Origin of the sequence: Flavobacterium sp. GSB-24 (assembly GCF_027924665.1) — a bacterium.
In the GTDB taxonomy this organism is placed as follows: domain Bacteria; phylum Bacteroidota; class Bacteroidia; order Flavobacteriales; family Flavobacteriaceae; genus Flavobacterium.
The window spans coordinates 5087652-5110696 of sequence record NZ_AP027043.1; the positions used below are offsets into that span (position 1 = coordinate 5087652).

Below are 23045 nucleotides of genomic sequence, written 5' to 3' on the forward strand. Positions count from 1 at the left end.
CCATTACACGTTCCATAGGAACGTTTGATACATTATTTCAAATGCATTATTTTCATAAATCATGTGTCCCTACAGGACACAATGCAAACCATATTATCATTTGTTACCGACGAAATATTCCTACGGAATAAAAAGATTCGTTTCTTCATAGAACTTCACATTTCGTTATAGCTTTCACTATCACACGAAACTTGAAACTTGAAACTTGAAAACCTGAAACCTGAAATTTAAAACTTGAAACTTGAAACCCGAAACAAATAAAAACCAAAAAACTTTTCTTCATCGATTATTAATTTCATTTCGTTAAGTTTGCTTTCGAACAACATTTCCTAGAAAATAAAAACATGAATCGTTCCGAACAGTTATCTCAATTACAAAATACACAAAAATGGGACGTAATCATAATTGGCGGTGGAGCTAGCGGTTTAGGAACTGCTATTGATGCTGCCAGCCGAGGTTATAAAACAATTTTATTAGAAGCTGTAGATTTTGCAAAAGGAACTTCAAGCAGAAGTACAAAACTGGTTCATGGCGGCGTGCGTTATTTGGAACAGGGAAATATTCATTTGGTAAGAGAAGCTTTAAAGGAAAGAGGTTTAATGCTTCAAAATGCCAATCATTTGGTTAAAAATCAATCTTTTGTTATTCCAAATTACCATTGGTTTGGCGGATATTTTTACACTTTCGGATTAAAAATTTACGATTTATTATCGGGGCGCCTGAGTTTAGGAGGTTCTAAATATCTTTCGAAAAAGAAAACAATTGAATTGCTTCCAAACGTCGAAGAAATCGGATTGAAAAATGGTGTTATTTATCACGATGGTCAATTTGATGATTCTCGTCTAGCAGTTAACATGGCTCAGACTGCTGTGGAGAATGGAGCCTGCGTTTTAAATTATGTAAAAGTTTTCAATTTACTAAAGGACGATAAAAATCAAATAATTGGTGTTCAGGCTCAAGATCTAGAAACCGGAATTAAATATAGTCTAAAAGGTGCTGCCATTATAAACGCAACTGGAGTTTTTACAAACGCTATCATGAAACTCAATGATACAGTTTACAAAAAATATATTGTTCCAAGTCAGGGAATCCATTTAGTATTTGATAAATCTTTCTTGCCAGGTGAAAATGCCTTAATGATTCCGAAAACAAAAGATGGACGAGTTTTGTTTGCTGTTCCGTGGCACAATCATGTTGTGGTGGGAACGACGGATACTTTAATAAAAAAACAAAGTTTAGAACCAATTGCTTTAGAAACTGAAATTCAATTTGTTTTAGAAACAGCACAACGATTCTTAGCCAAAAAACCAACACGAACAGATGTATTATCGGTTTTTGCAGGTTTGCGCCCGTTGGCCGCCCCAAAAGAAGAAGGAAAAAGTACCAAAGAAGTTTCTAGAAGCCATAAAATAATTGTTTCTGAAACTGGGCTTATTACCATTACTGGAGGAAAATGGACAACTTACAGAAAAATTGCCGAAGACCTAATAGACAAAGCTATTAAAACGGGAAAATTAACAAAAAAGGAATGCGTTACTGAGCATCTTTCTATTCACGGAAATAAACCTACAACGTCTCTCGATAGAGAAAATCACCTTTATATATATGGTTCTGATATTCCAAAAATACTCGAATTACAAGAAAACGAGCTGGAGTTAAAAGAAAAACTGCATCCTGATTACGAATTTACAATGGCAGAAGTCGTTTGGGCGATTCGCTATGAAATGGCAAGAACTACTGATGATATATTGGCAAGACGAGTACGATTATTATTCTTAGATGCCAGAGCTGCAATTGAAGTTGCAGAAAAAACGGCAAGAATAATTGCCAAAGAACTTGGTCATGATGAAGCTTGGATAAGTACAGAAATTGTCAATTTCAAACAAATTGCAAAAGGTTTTCTTTTGTCTGAATTCCAATAAATCGTAAACTCTGATGAATTTGAAAATCTGCTTGCTTAAAAACTATCTTACAAAAGATTATTTGATGTTTTTTCGAGCCATAATTACTTTTTGATTTTAAAAAATCATTAAACAACATCATATCAATAGTTTACACTAAAAAATTATAATACTTTTATTCTCTGAAAATTATACAATACGTTCTTCGAAAACCGCATTTAAACACATTAACAAAAAATTAACACAACATTTGTATATACAACTATTAAAATTTCTACATTTGTATATACAAATTATACACTTACGACTATGACAATTGAAGAGGTTATTAAGAGTACGGTTAAGATGGATAATGCGAAAAAAGTTATTCTGAATATCATGTACACGCAGAATGTGATTCAGGATCATTTCAACGAGTTAATTAAACCGTATGATTTATCTGGAGAACAATATAATGTGTTACGTATATTAAGAGGGCAAAAAGGAAAACCTGCCAATATGTGCGTAATACAAGAGCGAATGCTTGCTAAAACAAGCAACACAACACGGCTGGTAGACAAATTATTATTGAAAGAGTTTGTAACTAGAAATGTTTGTCCAGATAATCGAAGAAAAATTGAAGTTTTGATTACTCAAAAAGGATTAGATGTTTTAAAAGAATTAGATCCGAAGGTAGACGAACATGAGAAAACGTTTGCTGACAATTTAAAGCCAGAAGAATTAACTTTCTTAAATCAATTATTAGAAAAATACAGAACCAATAAATAAATTAATACTATGAGCAATTTCTTAGAAAATCAAAATTGGCGTTATGCAACAAAACAATTTGATGCTTCAAAAAAAATATCATCTGATGATTTAAACACCCTGAAAGAAGCAGTTAGATTAAGCGCTTCTTCTTACGGATTACAACCTTACAAAGTAATTATCGTTGAAAATCCAGAATTAAGAGAGCAATTAAAAGGCGCAGCTTACGGGCAGGCACAAATTACTGATGCTTCTCACCTATTTATTTTTGCTAACGATTTAAACCTTGATGCAGCTTCTGTTGACAAATACATCAACACTATCAGCGAAACAAGAGGTGTTCCTGCAGATGCATTAGGAGGATTCAGCGATATGATGAAAGGTGTAATCTCAAATTTACCTGTAGAAGCAAAACATATTTGGACGGCAAAACAAACGTATTTAGCTTTAGGAAACTTATTAAATGCTGCTGCTGAATTAAAAATTGATGCTACTCCAATGGAAGGTTTCAATGCTGCTAAATTCAACGAAATTTTAGGTTTCGATAAATTAGGTTTAAACGCTTCTGTAATTGCAACTGTAGGTTACAGACATGAAGAAGACAATACACAGCACTTTAAAAAAGTTAGAAAATCTCACGAAGAATTATTTATCACACTATAATTATTTATTAATCAAATTCAAATTTTAATTTTAAAAAACATGAAAAATTTAAAAACTATTGCAATAGCATTATTCGTAGCAGCAGCTGGTATTTCAGTAAACGCTCAAACTAAAAAAATCGACGTAAAAGCGTCTACTATTAAATGGGTAGGTAAAAAAGTAACTGGAGAGCACTCTGGAACTGTAAACTTCAAAGATGGAGCTGTAGTTTTCAAAGGAAAAAAATTAGTTGGTGGTAGTTTTACTGTTGACATGACTTCATTAACTTCAACAGATTTAACTGGAGAATACCAAGGAAAATTAAACGGCCACTTAAAAGCTGATGATTTCTTCGGAACTGAAAAATTCCCAACTTCAAAATTAGTTTTCAAAACTATTGGTGCTAAATCTACTGACGTTTACACTGTAACTGCAGATTTAACTATCAAAGGAATTACTAAACCAGTAACTTTTGATATTACTGTAAAAGGAAACACTGCTACAACTGCTTTCAAAGTTGACAGAACTAAATACGATATTAAATACGGATCAGGTAGCTTCTTCGAAGGTTTAGGAGACAAAACTATAAATGACGAATTTGAATTGACTGTAGCTTTAAAATTCTAATATTTTAAAACTTACTAATTCAAAAATTGTAATAAACCCCAGCAGTTTGATACTGCTGGGGTTTATTTTTTCTTTTCAAAATCTTAACGTTCTTAATGGTATAATAACGCTTTCGTAATAAGTATCAGGACTTTGATTAACATTTGGCTTCTAATTTTGGGGAAATTAAAAAAATCAACAACTAGAAATTTAAATCATAGTTATGAAAACAAAATTACGTATTGCCTGTATTCTATTCACTATCAGCTTTTTCGCACAACCGCAGCAACAGCCAAAAGGAATTATCGGAAATACAAACTGGATGAACAATTGGACGAACTTTAAACCTGCTGCTAACGACTACAATGAAGCTACTAATATAATCGCTGGAAACATTGATAAAGACACCAAATTATTAAAGCGTAATACTTATCATTTAGTAGGTGTGGTTTACGTTACAAATAATGCAACTTTGACAATTGAACCAGGAACGGTAATTCGAGGCGACGACAAAACCTGCGGGACTCTTGTTATTACAACTGGTTCAAAAATTATCGCAGAAGGTCTGGAAACAGATCCCATTATTTTTACATCAGAAAAAGAAATAAACAATAGAAAACCAGGAGATTGGGGCGGAATCATTGTATTAGGAAAAGCTCCAATAAATTCTTTAGGAGGCATGCATACTCTGCCTTTTGATCTAGAAGCAAATTTGAATCATTATGGAGGTAACGATGCTGAAGATAATTCTGGAATTTTAAAATATGTGAGAATCGAATATGCGGGAAGAAAACTGAGTGCTTCAAAAGAATTAAACGGACTTTCTCTTGCAGGTGTCGGACGAAAAACAACTATCAGTAATGTACAAATTAGTTATTCTAATGATGATTCATTCGAATGTTATGGCGGTGATTTGAATATGAGTAATTTAATTTCGTACAGAACGACTGATGATGATTTTGATTTTACACAAGGTGCTCAAATAAATATCAGCAATAGTATTGCAATTCGTCATCCGTTTTCTTCGGATATTTCAGGTTCAAGATGTTTTGAGGTAGATTCTTATGAGAAGGTCGCTAATACTGATATGACCAAAAAAATGACCAAAATTAATGCAACCAACATTACATTGGTTAATTTAGAAGAAAACAATCAAGGCTTGGTAAGAGAATCTGCGTACATTAAAGAAAATACATTTTTCAATTTAACCAACAGTGTCATTTCTGGATTTTCCCCTTTTGTTTTATTGGAAGGAAATATCGGAAATGGGGAAGCTAATTTAGCTAAAATTACTTTTAAAAATGTTGTTGCTAATAATTGTACTGGTGAAATTGAAAGCGAATCTACAAGTAACAATTCTGGCATAAAAAGCTATTACAGCAATCCTGCAAACGGAATTGAATTTACTAAAATTAAGCTTAATGACTTATTTGCGCTTCCTAATATCAAAGGAAATCCAGATTTCAGGTTAAATGTAAACAACACAATAGCAATTGGGAATTAAAGAGTTACCATAGTATATTTGATCAAAATTTAACAAAATTTGCATTTTCGAAAAGATTTTTTTCAAATTTTATGTACTTCAATTCAAATTACATTTATATCTTTGTCACAACAAAAACAGAAATGAGAACAATATTAAACAATACTTGGTGGTGGAACAATTTACGTCAGACGTCGTGAACAAAGCTTCCTATGGTATTGTAAAACTATAAAATATAAAAGGCTTGTCATCACGACAAGCCTTTTTTTTTGGTCAAAATTTAAAATAAAAAAACAACGAACTAAATAAAACTATACATTTTGAAACCTTTTATTCTTAATACACATTACAAACAAATTCTGGCAGATACGGTTACTCCAGTAAGTATTTATTTTAAAATTAGAGATAAATTCCCGAACAGTTTATTATTGGAAAGTAGTGATTATCACGGAAATGACAACAGTTTCTCTTACATCTGCTGTAATCCGATTGCTACTATAAAAATTGAAAACGAAGTTATCTCTAAAACTTTTCCTGACGGAACTTCAGAAAAAATCAATATTGATGCTTCTACAAATATTCCACAGGTCATTCAGGAATTTTCAAGTCAGTTTAAATCTGAAAAAAACGATTTTAAATTCATCAACAATGGTTTATTCGGATACATTTCTTATGATGCTGTTCGTTATTTTGAAAAGGTTTCTATTGCGAAAAAAGACAATGCAACTGCAATTCCAGATGTTTTTTATGCCGTTTACCAAAACATCATTGCGATCAACCACTTTAAAAATGAAGCATATATTTTCTGCCACAGTTTAGACGGGAAAAATAACATTGCTGAGATCGAACAATTATTACAATCTAGAAATATTGCTTCATACAAATTTGCAAAAGAAGGCGAAGGATTTTCAAATTTAACCGATGAAGAATTTAAAGAAAATGTGGCTTTAGCTAAAAAACATTGTTATCGTGGAGATGTATTTCAATTGGTTTTATCCCGCCGATTTACTCAAGGTTTCAAAGGAGATGAATTTAATGTTTACAGAGCTTTAAGAAGCATTAACCCTTCTCCATATTTATTTTTCTTTGACTATGGAGATTTCAAAATATTCGGTTCTTCGCCAGAAGCACAGATTATCGTAAAAGACAGAAAAGCTGAGATTCATCCAATCGCTGGAACTTTCAAAAGAACGGGAGATGACGAACGTGATGCTCTTTTGGCCAAAGAACTTTCTGAAGATAAAAAAGAAAACAGCGAACACGTAATGTTAGTCGATTTGGCTAGAAATGATTTAAGCCGAAACGGACATGACGTAAATGTTGAAAAATATAGAGAAGTTCAGTTCTTTTCGCATGTAATTCACTTAGTATCAAAAGTTACTGGACATTTACACGAGAAAGCTACAACAATGCAGGTAGTTGCAGACACGTTTCCAGCAGGAACATTAAGCGGTGCTCCAAAACACAGAGCTATGCAGTTAATTGAAGACTGCGAAAAAACCAATCGTAATTTTTACGGAGGCGCAATAGGTGTTATGGATTTTGACGGAAATTTTAACCACGCCATTATGATTCGAACTTTCCTTTCTAAAAATCACCAACTGCATTGTCAAGCTGGTGCTGGAATTGTGGCAAGTTCAGACGAAGAAAGTGAAATGCAGGAAGTTTATAATAAATTAAGAGCTTTAAATACGGCGCTGGAAATGGCAGAGAAAATTTAGTCATCAGTGTTCAGTTTTCAATCTCAAAACTTGAAACCTGAAACTTTAAACAATTAACAACAAACCACAAACCATAAACTATCAATAATCCATGAAAAAAGTAATTTCAATTTTAGTTTTAATCATTACGATCACAGCTTGTAATTCCGAAAAAAAGCAAAATTCTATTGAAGGAACCTGGCGTCTTATTTCTGCTGAAACGACAGAGAAAGATTCTACTTTTTCGACTTTCAATGCAAACACAAAAATGATTAAAATTATAAATGACAGCCATTTTGCTTTTTTGAATCATGATTTGAAAAACGGAAAAGATTCTACAACAGCAGTATATTTTGCAGGAGGAGGAAAATATACTTTGAAAGACAGTATTTATACCGAAAACCTAGAATATTTTAATAACCGTGATTGGGAAAATGGCAAATTTGAATTTGTAGTAAAAATTCAAAACGACACTTTAATACAAAAAGGTGTTGAGAAAGTAGAAAAATTAGGAATCAATCGAATTATTACAGAAAAATACGTTCGAGAAAAATAAATAAAATTAAGCTGCCAGTCTCAGTTTTCAGTCACAGTTTAAAAACTTAGCAGCTCAGATCCTCAGCAACTTAGAACCTTAAAAAAAATGAAAAAAATACTAGTTATAGACAATTACGATAGTTTCACTTACAATTTAGTGCACTATTTAGAAGATTTAAACTGCGAAGTAACCGTTTATAGAAACGACGAATTTGATATTGATGAAATCGCATCTTTTGATAAAATTTTACTTTCTCCAGGACCTGGAATTCCAGATGAAGCGGGTTTATTAAAAGCTGTAATTGAAAAATATAGTCCAACGAAAAGTATTCTTGGCGTTTGTTTAGGACAACAGGCAATTGGAGAAGTATTTGGCGGAACACTTTCAAATCTTGATAAAGTATATCACGGCGTTGCAACAAATGTAAAAACAGTCGTTTCAGACGAAATTTTATTTGAAGGTTTAGGTAACGAATTTGAAGTAGGAAGGTACCATTCTTGGGTTGTAGACAGCAATTTACCAGATGATCTAGAAGCAACTTCCGTAGACGAAAATGGACAAATTATGTCTCTTAGACACAAAAACTATGATGTAAGAGGTGTTCAGTTTCATCCAGAGAGTGTTTTAACACCAAACGGAAAAAGGATTTTAGAGAATTGGATTAAGAGTTAGTTTTTCAGCCTCAGTATTCAGTCTCAGTTCAAACTTAGAACCTTAATCCCTTAGCAACTTAGAATCTTAAAAAAAATGAAAACTATATTAAACAAATTAATCAATCATGAAGTGCTTTCTAAAGAAGAAGCAAAAAATGTATTGATTAATATTTCAAGCGGTCAATACAATCCAAGCCAGATTTCGGCATTTTTGACAGTTTTTATGATGCGAAGCATAACAATCGATGAGCTTTCAGGCTTTCGCGAAGCTTTATTAGAATTATGTATTCGTGTCGATTTATCAGCCTATAATACAATAGATTTATGCGGAACGGGCGGTGACGGAAAAGACACTTTCAACATTTCAACTCTAGCCTCTTTTGTAGCAGCTGGAGCGGGAATTAAAATTGCCAAACACGGAAATTACGGAGTTTCATCGATCTCAGGATCAAGCAATGTGATGGAAAAAATGGGAATTAAATTCAGCAACGATCCTTCGTTTTTAGAGAAATGTATCGATCAAGCCGGAATTTGTGTTTTGCACGCTCCCCTATTTCACCCAGCGATGAAAAATGTTGGACCAATTAGAAAAGAACTGGCCGTAAAAACATTTTTTAATATGCTGGGGCCAATGGTAAATCCTTCATTTCCAAAAAATCAATTGGTTGGGGTTTTCAATTTAGAGCTGGCAAGAATGTATGCATATTTATATCAAAACACCGATGTGAATTTTACGATTCTGCATTCCCTTGACGGATATGATGAAATCTCCTTAACTGGCCCTACCAAAACCATTTCTAACCACATGGAAGGAATGCTGAAACCAGAAGATTTTGGTGTTCACCTTTTATCACAAAGTGAAATTGAAGGCGGAAAAACCATCGAGGAATCAGCTGATATCTTTATCAATATCATTTCAGGAAAAGGAACTGAAGCACAAAACAATGTAGTTTTAGCGAATGCTGCAATGGCAATCGCAACGGTTACAAAATGCTCTCCAAAAGAAGGTTTTGAACTGGCAAAAGAAAGTTTGTTATCCGGAAAAGGACATCAAGCTCTTAAAAAATTACAACAACTATCTCTTTAAAAAACTTAGCATCTTTAAAAATGAACATTTTAGATAAAATAATAGTAGACAAAAAAAGAGAAGTCATTCTAAAAAAATCAATCATACCAGTTTCTCAATTGGAAGCTTCTGTATTTTTTGGAAAACAAACTATTTCTCTGAGTCAAAATTTAAGAGAAAGCAATTCTGGAATTATTGCCGAACACAAACGCCGTTCTCCTTCAAAATCAATCATTAACAATAATTTTACTGTTGAAGAAGTAGTAAAAGGCTACGAAGACGCAGGCGCTTGCGGAATTTCAGTTTTAACAGATGGAAAATACTTTGGCGGTTCTCTAGACGATTTGCTTTTGGCTAGAGCATCGGTAAATATTCCGCTTTTGCGAAAAGAATTTATTGTAGACGAATATCAGATTTTAGAAGCAAAAGCTCACGGGGCAGATTTAATTCTTTTGATCGCTGCTGTTTTAACCCGTGAAGAAATCAAATCATTATCTGAATTTGCCAAAAAATTAGGTTTAGAGGTTTTACTAGAAGTTCACAATCAAGAAGAGCTGGAAAAATCGATTATGCCAACTTTAGACATGATTGGTGTAAATAACCGAAACTTAAAAACATTCGAAGTAAGTTTAGATTTCAGTAAAGAATTGGCGTCGCAAATTCCAGACGATTTTGTAAAAGTTTCAGAAAGCGGTATTTCATCAGTCGAAGCTATTCAGGAACTAAAACCTTATGGATATAAAGGTTTCTTAATTGGAGAAAACTTCATGAAAACAGACAACGCTGGAGTGGCTGCAACAGAATTTATTAAACAATTAAATATATGAAGGTTTGCCACAAATTACACTAATTAGCACGAATTTTATTAGTGAAAATTCGTGTAATTCGTGGCAAAAAATAATAAAAAGCCTTTGCGGACTTATCGCTTTAAGCATAATCAAAATTAAAAAACCTTAGCGCACTTTGCGGTAAAAAACACACAACTGTAATGAAACTCAAAATATGCGGCATGAAATACCCCGAAAACATCCTCGAAGTAGGCGCACTCCTACCCGACTATATGGGATTTATTTTCTGGGAAAAATCCGCAAGATACTTTAACGGAGAAATTCCGGAACTGATAAAAACAATTAAAAAAGTAGGTGTTTTTGTCAATCAAAGCCAAGAAGAAATTCTGGAAAAAGTAACAAAATACAATTTACAAGCCGTTCAGTTACATGGAAATGAATCCGTCGAATTTTTATCGGAATTAAAAAAACAACTGCCGAAAAAAACTGAAATTATAAAAGTGTTTTCGGCTGATGAAAACTTTGATTTTGAAATTATTAAACCTTTTGAAAGTGTCTGCGATTATTTTCTTTTTGATACCAAAGGCAAATTACCAGGCGGCAACGGAACCACTTTCGACTGGACTATATTAAAAAAATACAATTCTGATAAACCTTTCTTTTTGAGCGGCGGAATTGGAATTAACGAATTAAAAGCCATTGAAGAAATTTCAAAAAGTAAATTACCTATTTATGCTGTCGATGTAAATAGTAAATTTGAAATCGAACCAGGGCTGAAAAACAGAAATCTATTTAGCAACTTCAAACGAAAATTTGATGTTGCCAACTTTTAAACTTTAAATAAAATGAGTTTTAACGTCAACGAAAAAGGATATTACGGAGAATTTGGAGGAGCTTATATTCCAGAAATGTTATATCCAAATGTAGAAGAATTACGTCAAAAATACCTTAGTATAATGGACGAACCGGATTTTAAAGCCGAATTCAACCAACTGCTAAAAGATTATGTTGGGCGACCAAGTCCGTTGTATTTTGCAAAACGTTTATCTGAAAAATACAACACCAAAGTCTACTTAAAAAGAGAAGACTTAAATCATACCGGAGCACACAAAGTAAACAATACAATCGGGCAGATTTTACTGGCAAAACGTTTGGGCAAAAAAAGAATTATTGCCGAAACTGGTGCTGGCCAGCACGGTGTAGCAACAGCAACTGTTTGTGCCTTAATGGGAATTGAATGTATCGTTTATATGGGTGAAATTGACATTGCGCGCCAGGCACCAAACGTTGCACGTATGAAAATGTTAGGCGCTGAAGTTCGTCCAGCACTTTCGGGTTCAAGAACACTTAAAGATGCCACAAACGAGGCGATTCGCGACTGGATCAATAATCCTGTAGATACACATTATATTATCGGATCTGCGATTGGACCTCATCCTTATCCAGATATGGTAACGCGTTTTCAGAGTATTATTTCAGAAGAAATTAAATGGCAGTTGAAAGAAAAAGAAGGACGTGAAAATCCTGATTATGTAGTGGCTTGTATTGGCGGCGGAAGTAACGCTGCGGGAACATATTACCATTTTTTACACGAACCAGAAGTCGGAATTATAGCTGTTGAAGCAGCAGGAAAAGGTGTTGACAGCGGACATAGCGCAGCAACCAGTAAACTAGGAAAAGTAGGCGTTATTCACGGCTGCAAAACTTTGCTAATGCAGACTGCAGACGGACAAATTACTGAACCTTATTCTATTTCAGCAGGATTAGATTATCCTGGAGTTGGACCTTTACACGCACATTTAGCACAAAGTGGACGCGGAGAATTTTTCTCTGTAACGGATGATGATGCTATGAATGCAGGTTTACAACTGACAAAATTAGAAGGAATTATTCCAGCAATCGAAAGCGCACATGCATTTGCAGTTTTAGATCAGAAGAAATTTAAACCTACTGATATTGTGGTTATCAGCCTTTCTGGACGTGGTGACAAAGATTTAGATAATTATATAGATTACTTTAAATTGTAATAAAAATTGTAATTTGGACGTTCCAATCCGATATCCAAACTCAAACAAATAAAGAGAAAAATCATAATTATGGAACTATTATTCTCATACGGAACATTAAGATCGAAACAAATTCAAATGCAGATTTTCAATAAAGTTTTAAACGGAACTCAAGATCAAATACTGGGTTTCAAATTAAAAAGTTTGCAGATAGAAGAAGAATTTGGAATGGCAGATTATGTCGTTGCAGTGCCAAGTGAAAATCTGGAAGACATTATCCATGGTGCTGTCTTTGAGGTTACTAATACAGAATTATTAAAAGTTGATCAATTCGAATCTAATTCATATAAAAGAGTCCAAGTCAAACTAAAGTCAGGAAGAATGGCATGGGTTTATACAGAAAATAAATAATCGATAAATATTACGATAAAAAATACGTAACCGGTTTTTTGCAAACCTGTTAGGACAAAAACACACACTAATGAACAGAATAACTCAGAAAATACAAGAAGATAAAAAAATACTCTCGATCTATTTTTCTGCAGGATATCCGAACTTAAATGATACCGTGCAGATTATTGAAGATTTAGAAAAAAATGGAGTTGACTTAATCGAAATTGGGCTTCCCTTCAGTGATCCTTTGGCAGATGGACCAACTATTCAGGCAAGTTCTACACAGGCGCTTCATAACGGAATGACGACTCAAATTCTATTCGATCAGCTGAAAAACATCCGCGAAAGCGTAAAAATTCCATTGATTATTATGGGATATTTTAATCCTATGTTACAATATGGTGTTGAAGCTTTTTGTAAAAAATGTGCTGAAATTGGAATAGATGGTTTAATTATTCCAGATCTTCCAGTAGATGTTTATGCAGATGAATACAAAGCTATTTTTGAAAAATACGGATTAATTAATGTGTTTTTAATTACGCCGCAAACTTCAGACGAACGTATTCGTTTTATTGACAGCGTCTCAAACGGATTTATTTATATGGTAAGTTCTGCAAGCGTTACAGGATCACAATCTGGTTTTGGAAATGTTCAGGAAGATTATTTCGAAAGAATCGCAAATCTAAATTTGAAAAACCCTCAAATTGTAGGTTTCGGAATTTCAAATAAAGAAACTTTTAATCAGGCCACAAAATATGCAAAAGGCGCTATTATTGGAAGTGCTTTTATTAAACATCTGAGTGAAAAAGGTAGTGGGAAAATTGAAGATTTTGTTGGAGCGATTCGATAATTATCTAAACTAAAAATTCTGTTTGTCATTTCGATGAAGGAGTAATTTCATTAGAAATTCCAGTTCTAAAGTCGCCAATTTTTGTCACATTATGAGTAAGATTCCTCCATCGTCAGAATGAAAAATAAAACTAATACAGCTGAAATACTAAGTGTTTCAGCTTTTTTTTGCTCAAAATTATCGAAACCGTTTTATGTTAATATTTTGTTAAAATAAAATTAAACAAGCGTTTAAATTAAACAACTGTTTAATTTTGCATCCGATTAGAAACAATATCATGTCACAGATCGAATTAAACGATAAAAAAATTCAGATTCTTAATGTTGCTGAAAAGCTATTTTCTGAGAAAGGATTTGAGGGGACATCAATACGGGATATTTCCAAAGAGGCAAAAATTAATATTGCCATGGTTTCGTATTATTTTGGTTCAAAAGAAAGACTTCTAGAAGCTTTGATTTTTTACAAAACTGTTGATTTAAAATTACAACTCGAAAATTTATTACAGGAAAACCTTGAACCTCTTGAAAAAGTCAATAAATTAATCGAAATTTACATTAACAGAATTTGCCTTAACAAAGGGATTTACAGAGTTTTACATTTTGAACTTAACAATAAAAAAAGAGAGAAGAGCCTAAATGCATTTACAGAACTTAAAAAAGGAAATTTAAAATCTGTTGAAAGTATTATCAAACAGGGTCAGACTCAGGGTGTTTTTAGAAAAGATATTAATATTCAACTAATTACACCAACTATTATTGGAACCTTCTTTCACTTCCATATGAACCGATCTTTCTTCGAAGAATTATTGGATTTAAAAACAGAAGAAATGTTTAACAATTACATTAAAAACGATCTCACAAAGCACATTCAACAAACTATAAAAGCGCTACTTGTTTATGAAAATTAGTCAATTAATGCTCTTTGGAGTTTTCTTTATAGGAATATCTTCAATTGAAGCACAAGAAAAAACAAGTTTAACCTTAGACGAAGCCGTGAAAATGGCCTGGGAAAAGAGTAACGAAGTTACGCTTGCCAATACTAAGGTAAACACAAAAAAGTATGAATTACAAACGGTTAAGAATAACCAATATCCAGATTTAAAAATTTCTGGGCAATATCAACGTCTTACAAAAGCTTCGATTGATTTGCCAAATCAAGGTGAAGGTGCTTCTTTGGCTTCTCCAGACCGCGCAATGATAGGAATGGCGAATTTAAGCTTACCTCTTTTTGCTGGATTTAAAATTCAAAACAGCATTGAAGCTTACGATAAATTGTACGAAGCTGAAAGTGCTAACGCTGAGAAAACAAAAGAAGATGTTGCTTTAAGGGTTATTACCTATTATACTGCTCTATACAAAGCACAAAAAACTTTAGATGCTCTAAATGAGAATCAAAAAAGCGCTAAACAACGTGTTACTGATTTCATTGAATTGGAAAAAAACGGAATTATTCCGAGAAATGATTTATTGAAAGCGCAATTATTAGTTTCAAAGACACAATTATCAATCGATGAAGCTAATAATAATATCACTAACATTAATTATTATTTAACGACAATACTTAAATTAGATCCATCTGTAAAGATTGAGGTAAATGAAGAAGATTTCTTCAACTTGAAAACAACCAACGCACCTACATCTGATGCTATGGCTCTTGAAAACAGAAAAGATCTTGAAGCAATTCGTTTACAGCAAAAAGCTTCAGAAGCTAATATCAAGATTGCAAAAGCAGCTTATTACCCGACTCTTTCATTGTTGGGAGGTTATACCGCTTTAGATCTTAAAGATATTATCACTGTAAAATATGCTATGAATTTTGGTTTAGGTTTATCTTATGATTTATCTGGAATTCTAAAAAACAGCGCACATGTTAAAGAAGCAGAAAGCAGAGCTTTAGAAGTTAAAAATACCGAAGCTATTATGACGGATCGCATTAAAGTTGAAGTTCAAAAATCTCTTGAAGACTATGACTTGGCAATCAATCAAAGTGTAGTTTATGACGAAGCACTTCAACAAGCAGCTGAAAATTACAGACTTGTAAAAGATAAATTCGATAATGGGTTGGCAGATACCAATGACTTGGTAGAAGCTGATGTTGAGCAATTAAGCGCAAAAATAAATACAGCTGTATCAAAAGCGACAATTATTCAAAAATATTACGAACTACTTTCAGTATCAGGACAATTATCACAATCATTCAATCTTTCTAAAATATAATCGATATCTCTCATGGAAAAGAAAAAGACAAATAAAAAATTCATCATCATACTAACCGTTTTGGTTTTAGTGGGAGGAACTTACGGAATATCAAAATACATGCACTCATTGGCTCACGAAGAAACAGATGATGCTCAAATTGAGAAAAAAATGAACCCGATTATCCCAAGAGTTTCTGGGTATATCAGCAAAGTATATGTGAAAGATAATGATTATGTAAAAAAAGGAGATACTTTATTTACTATCGACAAGAGAGATTATCAGTTAAAAATTGATGAAGCTAATGCTGCTTTATTAGGTGCTGAAGGTCAATACGAAGCTGCAAAAGCTGATATCGGAAGTGCATACGCAAGTATTTCAGTTTCTGATGCTCAAATGAGATCTGCAGGTGGTTCTATCGAAAGTGCAAAAATTAGATTGAGACAACTTACAAACGATTACAACCGCTACAATAACTTGTACAAAACTCATACTATTACAAAACAACAATATGAGCAGGCTTTAACTGCAAAAGAAGAGGCTGAAAACCAAGTACGTGTTTTAGAACAACAACAAAGAGCAAGTTCTTACCAAAAATCTGTTATTCAGTCAAAATCTAAAGTTTCTGACAAACAAACAGAAGTTGCGGCAGCAAACATCAAAAAAGCTAAAACAATGTTAGATGTTGCTCACTTAAATCTTTCTTATACAGTTGTAACTGCAGCTATTGATGGTCAGGTTTCTAAAGTTGATATCCAGCCAGGACAATTGGTTCAGCCAGGACAATCTTTATTCTACATTATCAATAATAATGAAGCTTGGGTTGTAGCTAATTTTAAAGAAACACAATTAAACAAAATGGTTGTGGGACAAAAAGTAAGCTTAAAAGTTGATGCGTATCCAAATTATGAGTTTAAAGGAACTGTAACTTCATTCTCTCCTGCTACAGGATCTCGTTTTTCATTGTTACCTCCTGATAATGCAACAGGAAACTTCGTAAAAACAATTCAAAGATTACCAGTAAAAATTAGTTTAGACCAATCAAACGATCCTGAGAAAGTAAAACTTTTAAGACCAGGAATGAATGTTGATGTAGACGTACATTTAAAATAAATAAATGGCAACAGCAATACAAGCAGACGACGATTTAGTAGAATACGGCTTCAGACGTGTTGTAATTACAATTACAGCTGTACTTTGTGCATTGCTGGAAATTGTTGATACCACGATCGTAAACGTAGCTCTAACAGACATGCGCGGAAGTCTTGGTGCTACCTTGACCGATGTGGCGTGGGTAATTACAGCATACGCAATTGCGAATGTTATTGTAATTCCGATGACGAGCTGGCTATCACAGCAATTTGGAAGACGTAATTATTTTGTGGCTTCCATCATAATATTTACGGTCTGTTCTTTTTTGTGTGGTAATGCCACAAATATTTGGGAACTTGTAGCCTTTCGATTCGTACAAGGTATGGGTGGTGGAGCGCTGCTGGTAACAGCCCAAACGATTATTACAGAAAGTTACCCAGTTGCAAAACGTGGAATGGCGCAGGCAATTTACGGAATGGGTGTAATTGTTGGTCCAACTTTAGGTCCGCCTTTAGGAGGATATTTAGTAGATAATTATTCTTGGCCGTACATTTTCTACATCAATATTCCATTAGGGATTATTGCAACTATCTTGGCTTTAACTTTTGTTAGAAGTCCAAAATATGGAGAAAAATTAAAAGCAAATCAGGTTGACTGGTGGGGAATTGTTTTGTTGAGCACCTTTATTGGTTCTTTACAATTCGTACTAGAACACGGTCAGCAAGACGATTGGTTTAACGACTCACTTATTGTAACTCTAAGTGTCATAACTGTTTTAGGATTAGTTCTTTTTATTTGGAGAGAGCTGACCTACAAATATCCAATTGTAAACTTGAGTGTTTTAAAAGATGGAAATTTACGAATCGGAACTATTATGTGTTTCATACTTGGTTTCGGTTTATATGGCTCGACGTTAATTATACCAATTTATACGCAATCCATTTTAGGGTGGACCGCAACTGATGCCGGATTATTATTAATTCCAGGATCTATTACAACGGCGATTATGATGCCATTTGTTGGAAATATGATTCAGAAAGGCGTGCCTCAAGGATATATGGTTGGAGTAGGATTTTTAGTTTTCTTCTTCTTCACATTCATGATGTACAGCCGTATGACGCCAGATACTGGAGTTGAACATATGTACTGGCCTTTAATTTTAAGAGGAATTGGTCTTGGATTACTTTTCGTACCTATTACCACCCTTTCGCTTTCTACACTAAAAGGAAAACAAATTGGTGAAGGTGCAGCTTTTACAGGAATGATGCGTCAGTTAGGAGGATCATTTGGTATTGCAATTATTACCACTTTCATCACACGTTTCAGCCAGTCACACCGAGTAGATTTAATAAACAATCTTGATCCTGCCAAATTTGAAGTGCAGCAACGAATTGCAGGAATGCAGCACGCCTTTATGTCAAAAGGATATAGTGCAGATGTTGCTTTGAAAAAAGCATATCAGGCAATAGAAGGTTCAGTCATGAAACAAAGTACAGTAATGGCTTACATGGATATTTTCATGTACTTAGGAATTATGTTTTTATGTTGTATACCGATTATTCTCTTTATCAAAAAAGGGAAGAATAAAATTAATCCCGCAGATGCGATGCATTAATGTTAATAATTATTTATAATACGAAAAAGCCGAGTTCACTTTCCTGTAACTCGGCTTTTTATTTTACTATTATTTCTTTTCTAAGAGGATAATTTTATTAAATTTTTTAAATAATTCTTTTAAAAACCTAGAACCTCAGCTACTTAGAACCTTAGCACCTTAAAAATTATCTTGTAAAAACCAAATGATTTCCTTTCGAAAGATTGGCATCAAACTGATATCCATCGTAATTAAATCCTTTTAAATCGTCAATTGTTTCAGCATTGGTATCGATGATATAACGAACCATCATACCTCTCGCCTTTTTGGCAAAGAAACTGATCATTTTTAATTTTCCGTCTTTATAATCTTTAAAGTCTGGAGTAATGACAGGAACTTTTAAAGCTTTTACATCAACAGCAGAAAAATATTCGTTACTCGCTAAATTCACGAATAACTCACCCTTTTTCAATTCTTTGTTCAACGCTTTTGTAACTGTTGGTTTCCAAAATTCGTGGAGGTTTTTGTATTCACCAACTGGCATTTTGGTACCCATTTCTAAACGATATGCCTGCATTAAATCAAGCGGTTTTAAAAGACCATAAAGACCAGATAAAATTCTTAATTTATCTTGAAGCGCTTCTAATTTCTCTAACGGAATAGTATAAGCATCCAAGCCTGTATAAACATCTCCATCAAAAGTATAAACCGCAGGACGCGCGTTTTCAGGCGTAAAAGGCGTTTTCCAATCTTGATTTCTTTTCCAGTTTAAATCTGCCAATTTATCTGAGATTGACATTAATTCAGATAATTCAGATGGCTTTTTTTGTTTCACCACTTTATGAACTACTCTTGCTTCTTTTAAAAATGAAGGCTCTGTATGTTTTGTAGTTGGTAATTCTTTTTCGAAATTTAAAGACTTTGCTGGCGATATAACTATTTTCATTTGTGCTTTTTTCTATGACTCAAAAATACAAATTGCATTTCTAAAAACAGATTATCCTAATTGATTTGTTTTATTGCTCTATAGTTTTTTCTTCCGCCACAAATTACACAAATTAGCACGAATTTTTCTTTCATGCAGGTTATTAAGATTTTTTGCCACAGATTAAAAAGATTTACACAGATTTTTTAATCCTTTTAATCCTGTAATCTGTGGCAGAAAAAAATAAATTCGTGGTAATTTGTATAATTCGTGGCAAACCTTTTTCTCAATTCATAAAAATTGATATCAAAAACTATTAATTTCTTCAAAAAAGTGAGCTGTAGATTATAATAGGCATTTTCTATGTTGTAAATTTGCATGCATTTTTATTCTATTTTAATAGAAACTATTTCTATTAAAATAGAAAATGCATTTTACTCAAAAATCACTGAATTCGTGGCTACACAAACAAATTATAAAACTGCTTTACAAAACAAAATTTTCGATATCATTTCGAAAGCATCAAAAGAACTTAATGTTGATAGTTACGTTATTGGCGGATTTGTTCGCGATTTACTTTTAGACCGAGGTTCTAAAAAGGATATCGATGTTGTAGCAGTTGGAAGCGGTATTGAACTGGCTTTGAAAGTGTCTGAACTACTTCCGAAAAACCCAAAGGTTCAGGTTTTTAAAACTTACGGAACAGCAATGCTGCGTTTTGAAGATACGGATATCGAATTTGTTGGAGCCCGAAAAGAATCTTATAATTTTGACAGCCGAAATCCGATTGTAGAAAACGGAACACTTCAAGACGATCAAAACCGTCGTGATTTTACCATTAATGCTTTGGCTTTATCTTTAAACGAAAATAATTTTGGTGATCTTTTAGATCCGTTTAATGGTTTGTCCGATTTAGAAAATAAAACAATTAAAACGCCTTTGGATCCAGATATTACCTATTCTGATGATCCTTTGCGAATGCTGCGCGCGATTCGTTTTGCCACACAATTGAATTTTGAGATTGAAGAAAATTCATTAAATGCCATCACCAAAAATGCTGAACGCATTAAAATTATTTCTGGCGAAAGAATCGTAGACGAATTAAATAAAATTCTTTCTACAGATAAACCTTCAGTCGGATTTTTACTTTTATATAAAACTGGACTTTTGGATATTATTTTACCTGAATTAACAGCGTTGAATCAGGTAGAGGAAATTGAAGGCCATACACATAAAAATAACTTTTACCACACGCTTGAAGTTGTCGATAATATTTGCCCAAATACAGATGATGTTTGGTTAAGATGGTCGGCTTTACTGCATGATATTGGAAAAGCGCCAACAAAACGTTTCACTAAAAAACAAGGATGGACTTTTCATGGACATGAATTTCTAGGCGGAAAGATGGCTAAGAAAATTTTTGAACGTTTACACATGCCTTTGAACCACAAAATGAAATTTGTGCAGAAAATGGTTATTATGAGTTCGCGTCCGATTGTTTTGGCGCAGGATATTGTGACCGATAGCGCAGTTCGTCGTTTGGTGTTTGATGCTGGTGAAGATGTCGAAAATTTAATGACTTTGTGTGAGGCAGATATTACAACCAAAAATCCATCGAAATTCAAAAAATATCACAAGAACTTTGAAATCGTCCGTAAGAAAATTGTTGAAGTTGAAGAACGCGATCATGTTCGTAATTTTCAACCGCCAATTTCTGGTGAAGAAATTATGGAAATATTTGATTTAAAACCTTCAAGAGAAATCGGAATTTTAAAAGAAGCAGTGAAAGAAGCCATTTTAGAAGGAGATATTCCGAATGAATATCAGGCAGCTTATGATTTTGTAATTAAAAGGGCAGCTAAATTGGGCTTAAAAAAAGTAGAGAAATAAGTACTATTTATAAAATGAAAAAAGAGAATAAATCAGTAATCATTTGGTTACTATCAGGCTGTGTTTTATTGTTTTTAATGGTTGTCGTGGGCGGAATCACACGTTTGACCAATTCAGGTTTATCAATGACTGACTGGCATTTGGTAACCGATACATTTCCACCTTTAACTGAAGCCAAATGGCAGGCCGCATTTGATGAATATAAAAAGTTTCCTGAGTATCAAAAAATCAATATTCATAACGATTTTCAATTAGCAGATTATAAATTCATTTATTTCTGGGAGTGGTTTCACCGTTTCATCGGTCGTATTATTGGATTGGTTTTCTTTGTCCCATTTGTTTATTTCTTAATTAGAAAAAAACTGGATCGCGCAACCATCAAAAAATGTGTCATTCTTTTGGCGATGGGAGGTTTCCAAGGATTTTTAGGATGGTTTATGGTGAGAAGCGGCTTGATTGATAATCCAGATGTAAGTCACTTTAGACTTTCATTACACTTAACTTTTGCTTTCATCACTTTTGCTTATACACTTTGGGTCGCTTTAGATTTAATCTATCCTGAAAAAAACAGCAGAATCAATATTCCGCTAAGAAACATTGGACGATTTGCTTTAGTGGCTTTACTAATCCAAATTATTTATGGCGGATTTGTTGCAGGATTAAATGCCGGATTAATTCACAATCACTGGCCCTTAATGAGCGACGGGCAATTTATTCATGATTCAGTTTACATCGAACAGCCAACATTAATTAAAAATCTTATTGAAGGAAAAAGCGGTGTTCAGTTTGTGCATAGAACTTTTGCTTATGTTGTTGTAGCTTTTATTTTGTTCTTATATTACAGAAGTACAAAAATTTCGCTGACAAACACACAATCTAATGGAATCAAAACTCTTGTAGTTTTTGTTTTCATCCAATTTTTACTTGGAGTTTTCACATTATTATACAGCGTTCCATTGGCTTTAGGATTAATTCACCAGATTATGGCATTTTTCCTTTTAAGCGCTATGACTTTTACGCTGCACCGACTGAGCAAATAACTCATTTTATGTAAACTAAAAAGAGCCGAATTGAACTGCCCCCAAAAAGTTAGACACTATTTGGGGGCATTTTTATGGAATAGATTTAATTCGAATGAATTATAATCTGTTGAAATCTATTTTAAAGTAAAAGTTTTATGCCAGCCAAGATTTAAAATCCTGCACTTTTTCTCGGCTTACAATAACCTCATCTTCTCTGTAAGTTGGTAAAATAACTTTTAGACGAGAATTGGTATACACCTGAATTTCTTTAATAGCTTTTAACGGCACAATAAATTTTCTGCTTACGCGAAAGAAATCTTTCTTGTCTAATTCCTGCTCCAGGATTTCTAAAGTCGAATCGATTAAATAATCACGATTTTCGTAAGTATGAATGTATGTTCCTTTATTTTCACTAAAAAAGCATTCTATTTCTTCTGTAGTAATGACTTTTAAATGCTGTCCAATTTTAACTGTAAACCTCTTTTTGTACGTTTTCTCAAAAGGATTGGAAAGCATTTGGCGAATCTGCTCAAAATCTAATTGCAGATTTGAACTTTCTGCTGCTTTTGGCATACGGGTTTTAAACTTCGAAACGGCCACTTCAAGATCATCTTCATCAATTGGTTTTAAAAGATAATCAATGCTGTTTAATTTAAAAGCCTTTAAAGCATATTCATCATATGCAGTAGTAAAAATAATAGCACTTTTGATGTCAATTTTTTCAAAAATTTCAAAAGACAAACCATCTGATAATTGGATATCCAGAAAAATTAAATCTGGATGAGGGTTATTTTCAAACCATTCAACTGATTCTTCAACCGAATGAAGCATCGTTTCTACTTTTACATCTAACTTTTCAAGTTTTCTTTGCAGTAATCTTGCCGCTGGTTTTTCGTCTTCTATAATTAATGTGATCATTTACTATAATGTAAAATTTGAAAAAAAATTAATTCA

The 23045-nt window shown here is 33.3% G+C and carries 22 protein-coding genes; 20 read left to right on the forward strand and 2 right to left on the reverse strand.

Annotated elements, in window-relative coordinates; translation table 11 throughout:
- Positions 1 to 344 precede the first annotated feature (344 nt).
- The 18 genes from QMG60_RS21440 (at position 345) to QMG60_RS21525 (ending at position 18275) form a co-directional block, all read left to right on the forward strand.
- The gene (locus tag QMG60_RS21440; RefSeq protein WP_281866363.1) at positions 345 to 1922 is read left to right on the forward strand and encodes a glycerol-3-phosphate dehydrogenase/oxidase; all 1578 of its coding nucleotides are present in this window, start codon (positions 345 to 347) and stop codon (positions 1920 to 1922) included.
- Positions 1923 to 2210: 288 nt separating this feature from the next.
- On the forward strand, positions 2211 to 2669 hold the full coding sequence (locus tag QMG60_RS21445; RefSeq protein WP_057116786.1) for a MarR family transcriptional regulator: 459 nt from the start codon (positions 2211 to 2213) through the stop codon (positions 2667 to 2669).
- A 9-nt stretch (positions 2670 to 2678) separates the two neighbouring features.
- Positions 2679 to 3311, forward strand: coding sequence for an NAD(P)H-dependent oxidoreductase (locus QMG60_RS21450; RefSeq protein WP_057116787.1), 633 nt, complete (start codon positions 2679 to 2681; stop codon positions 3309 to 3311).
- Between the two features lie 39 nt (positions 3312 to 3350).
- Entirely contained in the window at positions 3351 to 3917 is a 567-nt protein-coding gene (locus QMG60_RS21455; protein WP_057116788.1) for a YceI family protein, read from the forward strand.
- A 202-nt stretch (positions 3918 to 4119) separates the two neighbouring features.
- Entirely contained in the window at positions 4120 to 5400 is a 1281-nt protein-coding gene (locus QMG60_RS21460; protein WP_281866364.1) for a hypothetical protein, read from the forward strand.
- 299 nt (positions 5401 to 5699) lie between these two features.
- Positions 5700 to 7100, forward strand: a complete 1401-nt coding sequence (locus QMG60_RS21465; RefSeq protein WP_281866365.1) for an anthranilate synthase component I family protein — start codon at positions 5700 to 5702, stop codon at positions 7098 to 7100.
- Between the two features lie 91 nt (positions 7101 to 7191).
- The gene (locus QMG60_RS21470; RefSeq protein WP_281866366.1) at positions 7192 to 7635 is read left to right on the forward strand and encodes a hypothetical protein; all 444 of its coding nucleotides are present in this window, start codon (positions 7192 to 7194) and stop codon (positions 7633 to 7635) included.
- An 87-nt stretch (positions 7636 to 7722) separates the two neighbouring features.
- Positions 7723 to 8289, forward strand: coding sequence for an aminodeoxychorismate/anthranilate synthase component II (locus QMG60_RS21475; protein ID WP_281866367.1), 567 nt, complete (start codon positions 7723 to 7725; stop codon positions 8287 to 8289).
- A gap of 75 nt (positions 8290 to 8364) precedes the next feature.
- The gene (gene trpD, locus QMG60_RS21480) at positions 8365 to 9357 is read left to right on the forward strand and encodes an anthranilate phosphoribosyltransferase (RefSeq protein ID WP_281866368.1); all 993 of its coding nucleotides are present in this window, start codon (positions 8365 to 8367) and stop codon (positions 9355 to 9357) included.
- A 20-nt stretch (positions 9358 to 9377) separates the two neighbouring features.
- Complete coding sequence (gene trpC, locus QMG60_RS21485; RefSeq protein WP_281866369.1) at positions 9378 to 10163, forward strand: indole-3-glycerol phosphate synthase TrpC; 786 nt, start codon at positions 9378 to 9380, stop codon at positions 10161 to 10163.
- A gap of 182 nt (positions 10164 to 10345) precedes the next feature.
- The gene (locus QMG60_RS21490) at positions 10346 to 10957 is read left to right on the forward strand and encodes a phosphoribosylanthranilate isomerase (protein ID WP_241774352.1); all 612 of its coding nucleotides are present in this window, start codon (positions 10346 to 10348) and stop codon (positions 10955 to 10957) included.
- A 12-nt stretch (positions 10958 to 10969) separates the two neighbouring features.
- Entirely contained in the window at positions 10970 to 12151 is a 1182-nt protein-coding gene (gene trpB, locus QMG60_RS21495) for a tryptophan synthase subunit beta (protein WP_281866370.1), read from the forward strand.
- Positions 12152 to 12220: 69 nt separating this feature from the next.
- Complete coding sequence (locus tag QMG60_RS21500) at positions 12221 to 12541, forward strand: gamma-glutamylcyclotransferase family protein (RefSeq protein WP_057116797.1); 321 nt, start codon at positions 12221 to 12223, stop codon at positions 12539 to 12541.
- A 70-nt stretch (positions 12542 to 12611) separates the two neighbouring features.
- Positions 12612 to 13373: a tryptophan synthase subunit alpha gene (gene trpA, locus QMG60_RS21505; protein WP_281866371.1), complete on the forward strand. Its 762-nt coding sequence runs from the start codon at positions 12612 to 12614 to the stop codon at positions 13371 to 13373.
- A gap of 277 nt (positions 13374 to 13650) precedes the next feature.
- Complete coding sequence (locus QMG60_RS21510) at positions 13651 to 14280, forward strand: TetR family transcriptional regulator (RefSeq protein WP_057116799.1); 630 nt, start codon at positions 13651 to 13653, stop codon at positions 14278 to 14280.
- On the forward strand, positions 14270 to 15589 hold the full coding sequence (locus tag QMG60_RS21515; RefSeq protein ID WP_057116800.1) for a TolC family protein: 1320 nt from the start codon (positions 14270 to 14272) through the stop codon (positions 15587 to 15589). Before QMG60_RS21510 ends, QMG60_RS21515 begins: the two co-directional genes overlap by 11 nt.
- 12 nt (positions 15590 to 15601) lie before the next feature.
- Entirely contained in the window at positions 15602 to 16681 is a 1080-nt protein-coding gene (locus tag QMG60_RS21520) for an HlyD family secretion protein (RefSeq protein WP_057116801.1), read from the forward strand.
- 4 nt (positions 16682 to 16685) lie between these two features.
- Positions 16686 to 18275, forward strand: a complete 1590-nt coding sequence (locus QMG60_RS21525) for an MDR family MFS transporter (RefSeq protein WP_057116802.1) — start codon at positions 16686 to 16688, stop codon at positions 18273 to 18275.
- Between the two features lie 166 nt (positions 18276 to 18441).
- On the opposite strand, the gene yaaA is transcribed toward QMG60_RS21525, so the two are convergent.
- On the reverse strand, positions 18442 to 19200 hold the full coding sequence (gene yaaA / locus QMG60_RS21530; protein WP_281866372.1) for a peroxide stress protein YaaA: 759 nt from the start codon (positions 19198 to 19200) through the stop codon (positions 18442 to 18444).
- A gap of 435 nt (positions 19201 to 19635) precedes the next feature.
- On the opposite strand from yaaA, the gene QMG60_RS21535 reads away from it, so the two are divergent.
- Both QMG60_RS21535 and QMG60_RS21540 read left to right on the forward strand, forming a co-directional pair.
- Entirely contained in the window at positions 19636 to 21069 is a 1434-nt protein-coding gene (locus QMG60_RS21535; RefSeq protein WP_281866373.1) for an HD domain-containing protein, read from the forward strand.
- Positions 21070 to 21083: 14 nt separating this feature from the next.
- A complete protein-coding gene (locus QMG60_RS21540) occupies positions 21084 to 22109 on the forward strand; it encodes a COX15/CtaA family protein (RefSeq protein WP_281866374.1) in 1026 nt (341 codons plus the stop codon).
- 135 nt (positions 22110 to 22244) lie between these two features.
- Here QMG60_RS21540 and QMG60_RS21545 read toward each other — a convergent pair whose 3' ends face one another.
- On the reverse strand, positions 22245 to 23009 hold the full coding sequence (locus tag QMG60_RS21545) for a LytTR family DNA-binding domain-containing protein (RefSeq protein WP_057116806.1): 765 nt from the start codon (positions 23007 to 23009) through the stop codon (positions 22245 to 22247).
- Between the last annotated feature and the right edge of the window lie 36 nt (positions 23010 to 23045).

Bases quoted from the DNA above. Each gene is read 5' to 3' on its own strand.
- trpA (WP_281866371.1), top strand. From the start codon at position 12,612: ATGAACAGAATAACTCAGAAAATACAAGAAGATAAAAAAATACTCTCG.
- QMG60_RS21525 (WP_057116802.1), top strand. From the start codon at position 16,686: ATGGCAACAGCAATACAAGCAGACGACGATTTAGTAGAATACGGCTTC.
- QMG60_RS21460 (WP_281866364.1), top strand. From the start codon at position 4,120: ATGAAAACAAAATTACGTATTGCCTGTATTCTATTCACTATCAGCTTT.
- QMG60_RS21455 (WP_057116788.1), top strand. From the start codon at position 3,351: ATGAAAAATTTAAAAACTATTGCAATAGCATTATTCGTAGCAGCAGCT.
- QMG60_RS21520 (WP_057116801.1), top strand. From the start codon at position 15,602: ATGGAAAAGAAAAAGACAAATAAAAAATTCATCATCATACTAACCGTT.
- QMG60_RS21445 (WP_057116786.1), top strand. From the start codon at position 2,211: ATGACAATTGAAGAGGTTATTAAGAGTACGGTTAAGATGGATAATGCG.
- trpC (WP_281866369.1), top strand. From the start codon at position 9,378: ATGAACATTTTAGATAAAATAATAGTAGACAAAAAAAGAGAAGTCATT.
- QMG60_RS21450 (WP_057116787.1), top strand. From the start codon at position 2,679: ATGAGCAATTTCTTAGAAAATCAAAATTGGCGTTATGCAACAAAACAA.
- QMG60_RS21510 (WP_057116799.1), top strand. From the start codon at position 13,651: ATGTCACAGATCGAATTAAACGATAAAAAAATTCAGATTCTTAATGTT.
- QMG60_RS21500 (WP_057116797.1), top strand. From the start codon at position 12,221: ATGGAACTATTATTCTCATACGGAACATTAAGATCGAAACAAATTCAA.
- QMG60_RS21540 (WP_281866374.1), top strand. From the start codon at position 21,084: ATGAAAAAAGAGAATAAATCAGTAATCATTTGGTTACTATCAGGCTGT.
- trpD (WP_281866368.1), top strand. From the start codon at position 8,365: ATGAAAACTATATTAAACAAATTAATCAATCATGAAGTGCTTTCTAAA.
- QMG60_RS21490 (WP_241774352.1), top strand. From the start codon at position 10,346: ATGAAATACCCCGAAAACATCCTCGAAGTAGGCGCACTCCTACCCGAC.
- yaaA (WP_281866372.1), bottom strand. From the start codon at position 19,200: ATGAAAATAGTTATATCGCCAGCAAAGTCTTTAAATTTCGAAAAAGAA.
- trpB (WP_281866370.1), top strand. From the start codon at position 10,970: ATGAGTTTTAACGTCAACGAAAAAGGATATTACGGAGAATTTGGAGGA.
- QMG60_RS21475 (WP_281866367.1), top strand. From the start codon at position 7,723: ATGAAAAAAATACTAGTTATAGACAATTACGATAGTTTCACTTACAAT.
- QMG60_RS21440 (WP_281866363.1), top strand. From the start codon at position 345: ATGAATCGTTCCGAACAGTTATCTCAATTACAAAATACACAAAAATGG.
- QMG60_RS21515 (WP_057116800.1), top strand. From the start codon at position 14,270: ATGAAAATTAGTCAATTAATGCTCTTTGGAGTTTTCTTTATAGGAATA.
- QMG60_RS21470 (WP_281866366.1), top strand. From the start codon at position 7,192: ATGAAAAAAGTAATTTCAATTTTAGTTTTAATCATTACGATCACAGCT.
- QMG60_RS21545 (WP_057116806.1), bottom strand. From the start codon at position 23,009: ATGATCACATTAATTATAGAAGACGAAAAACCAGCGGCAAGATTACTG.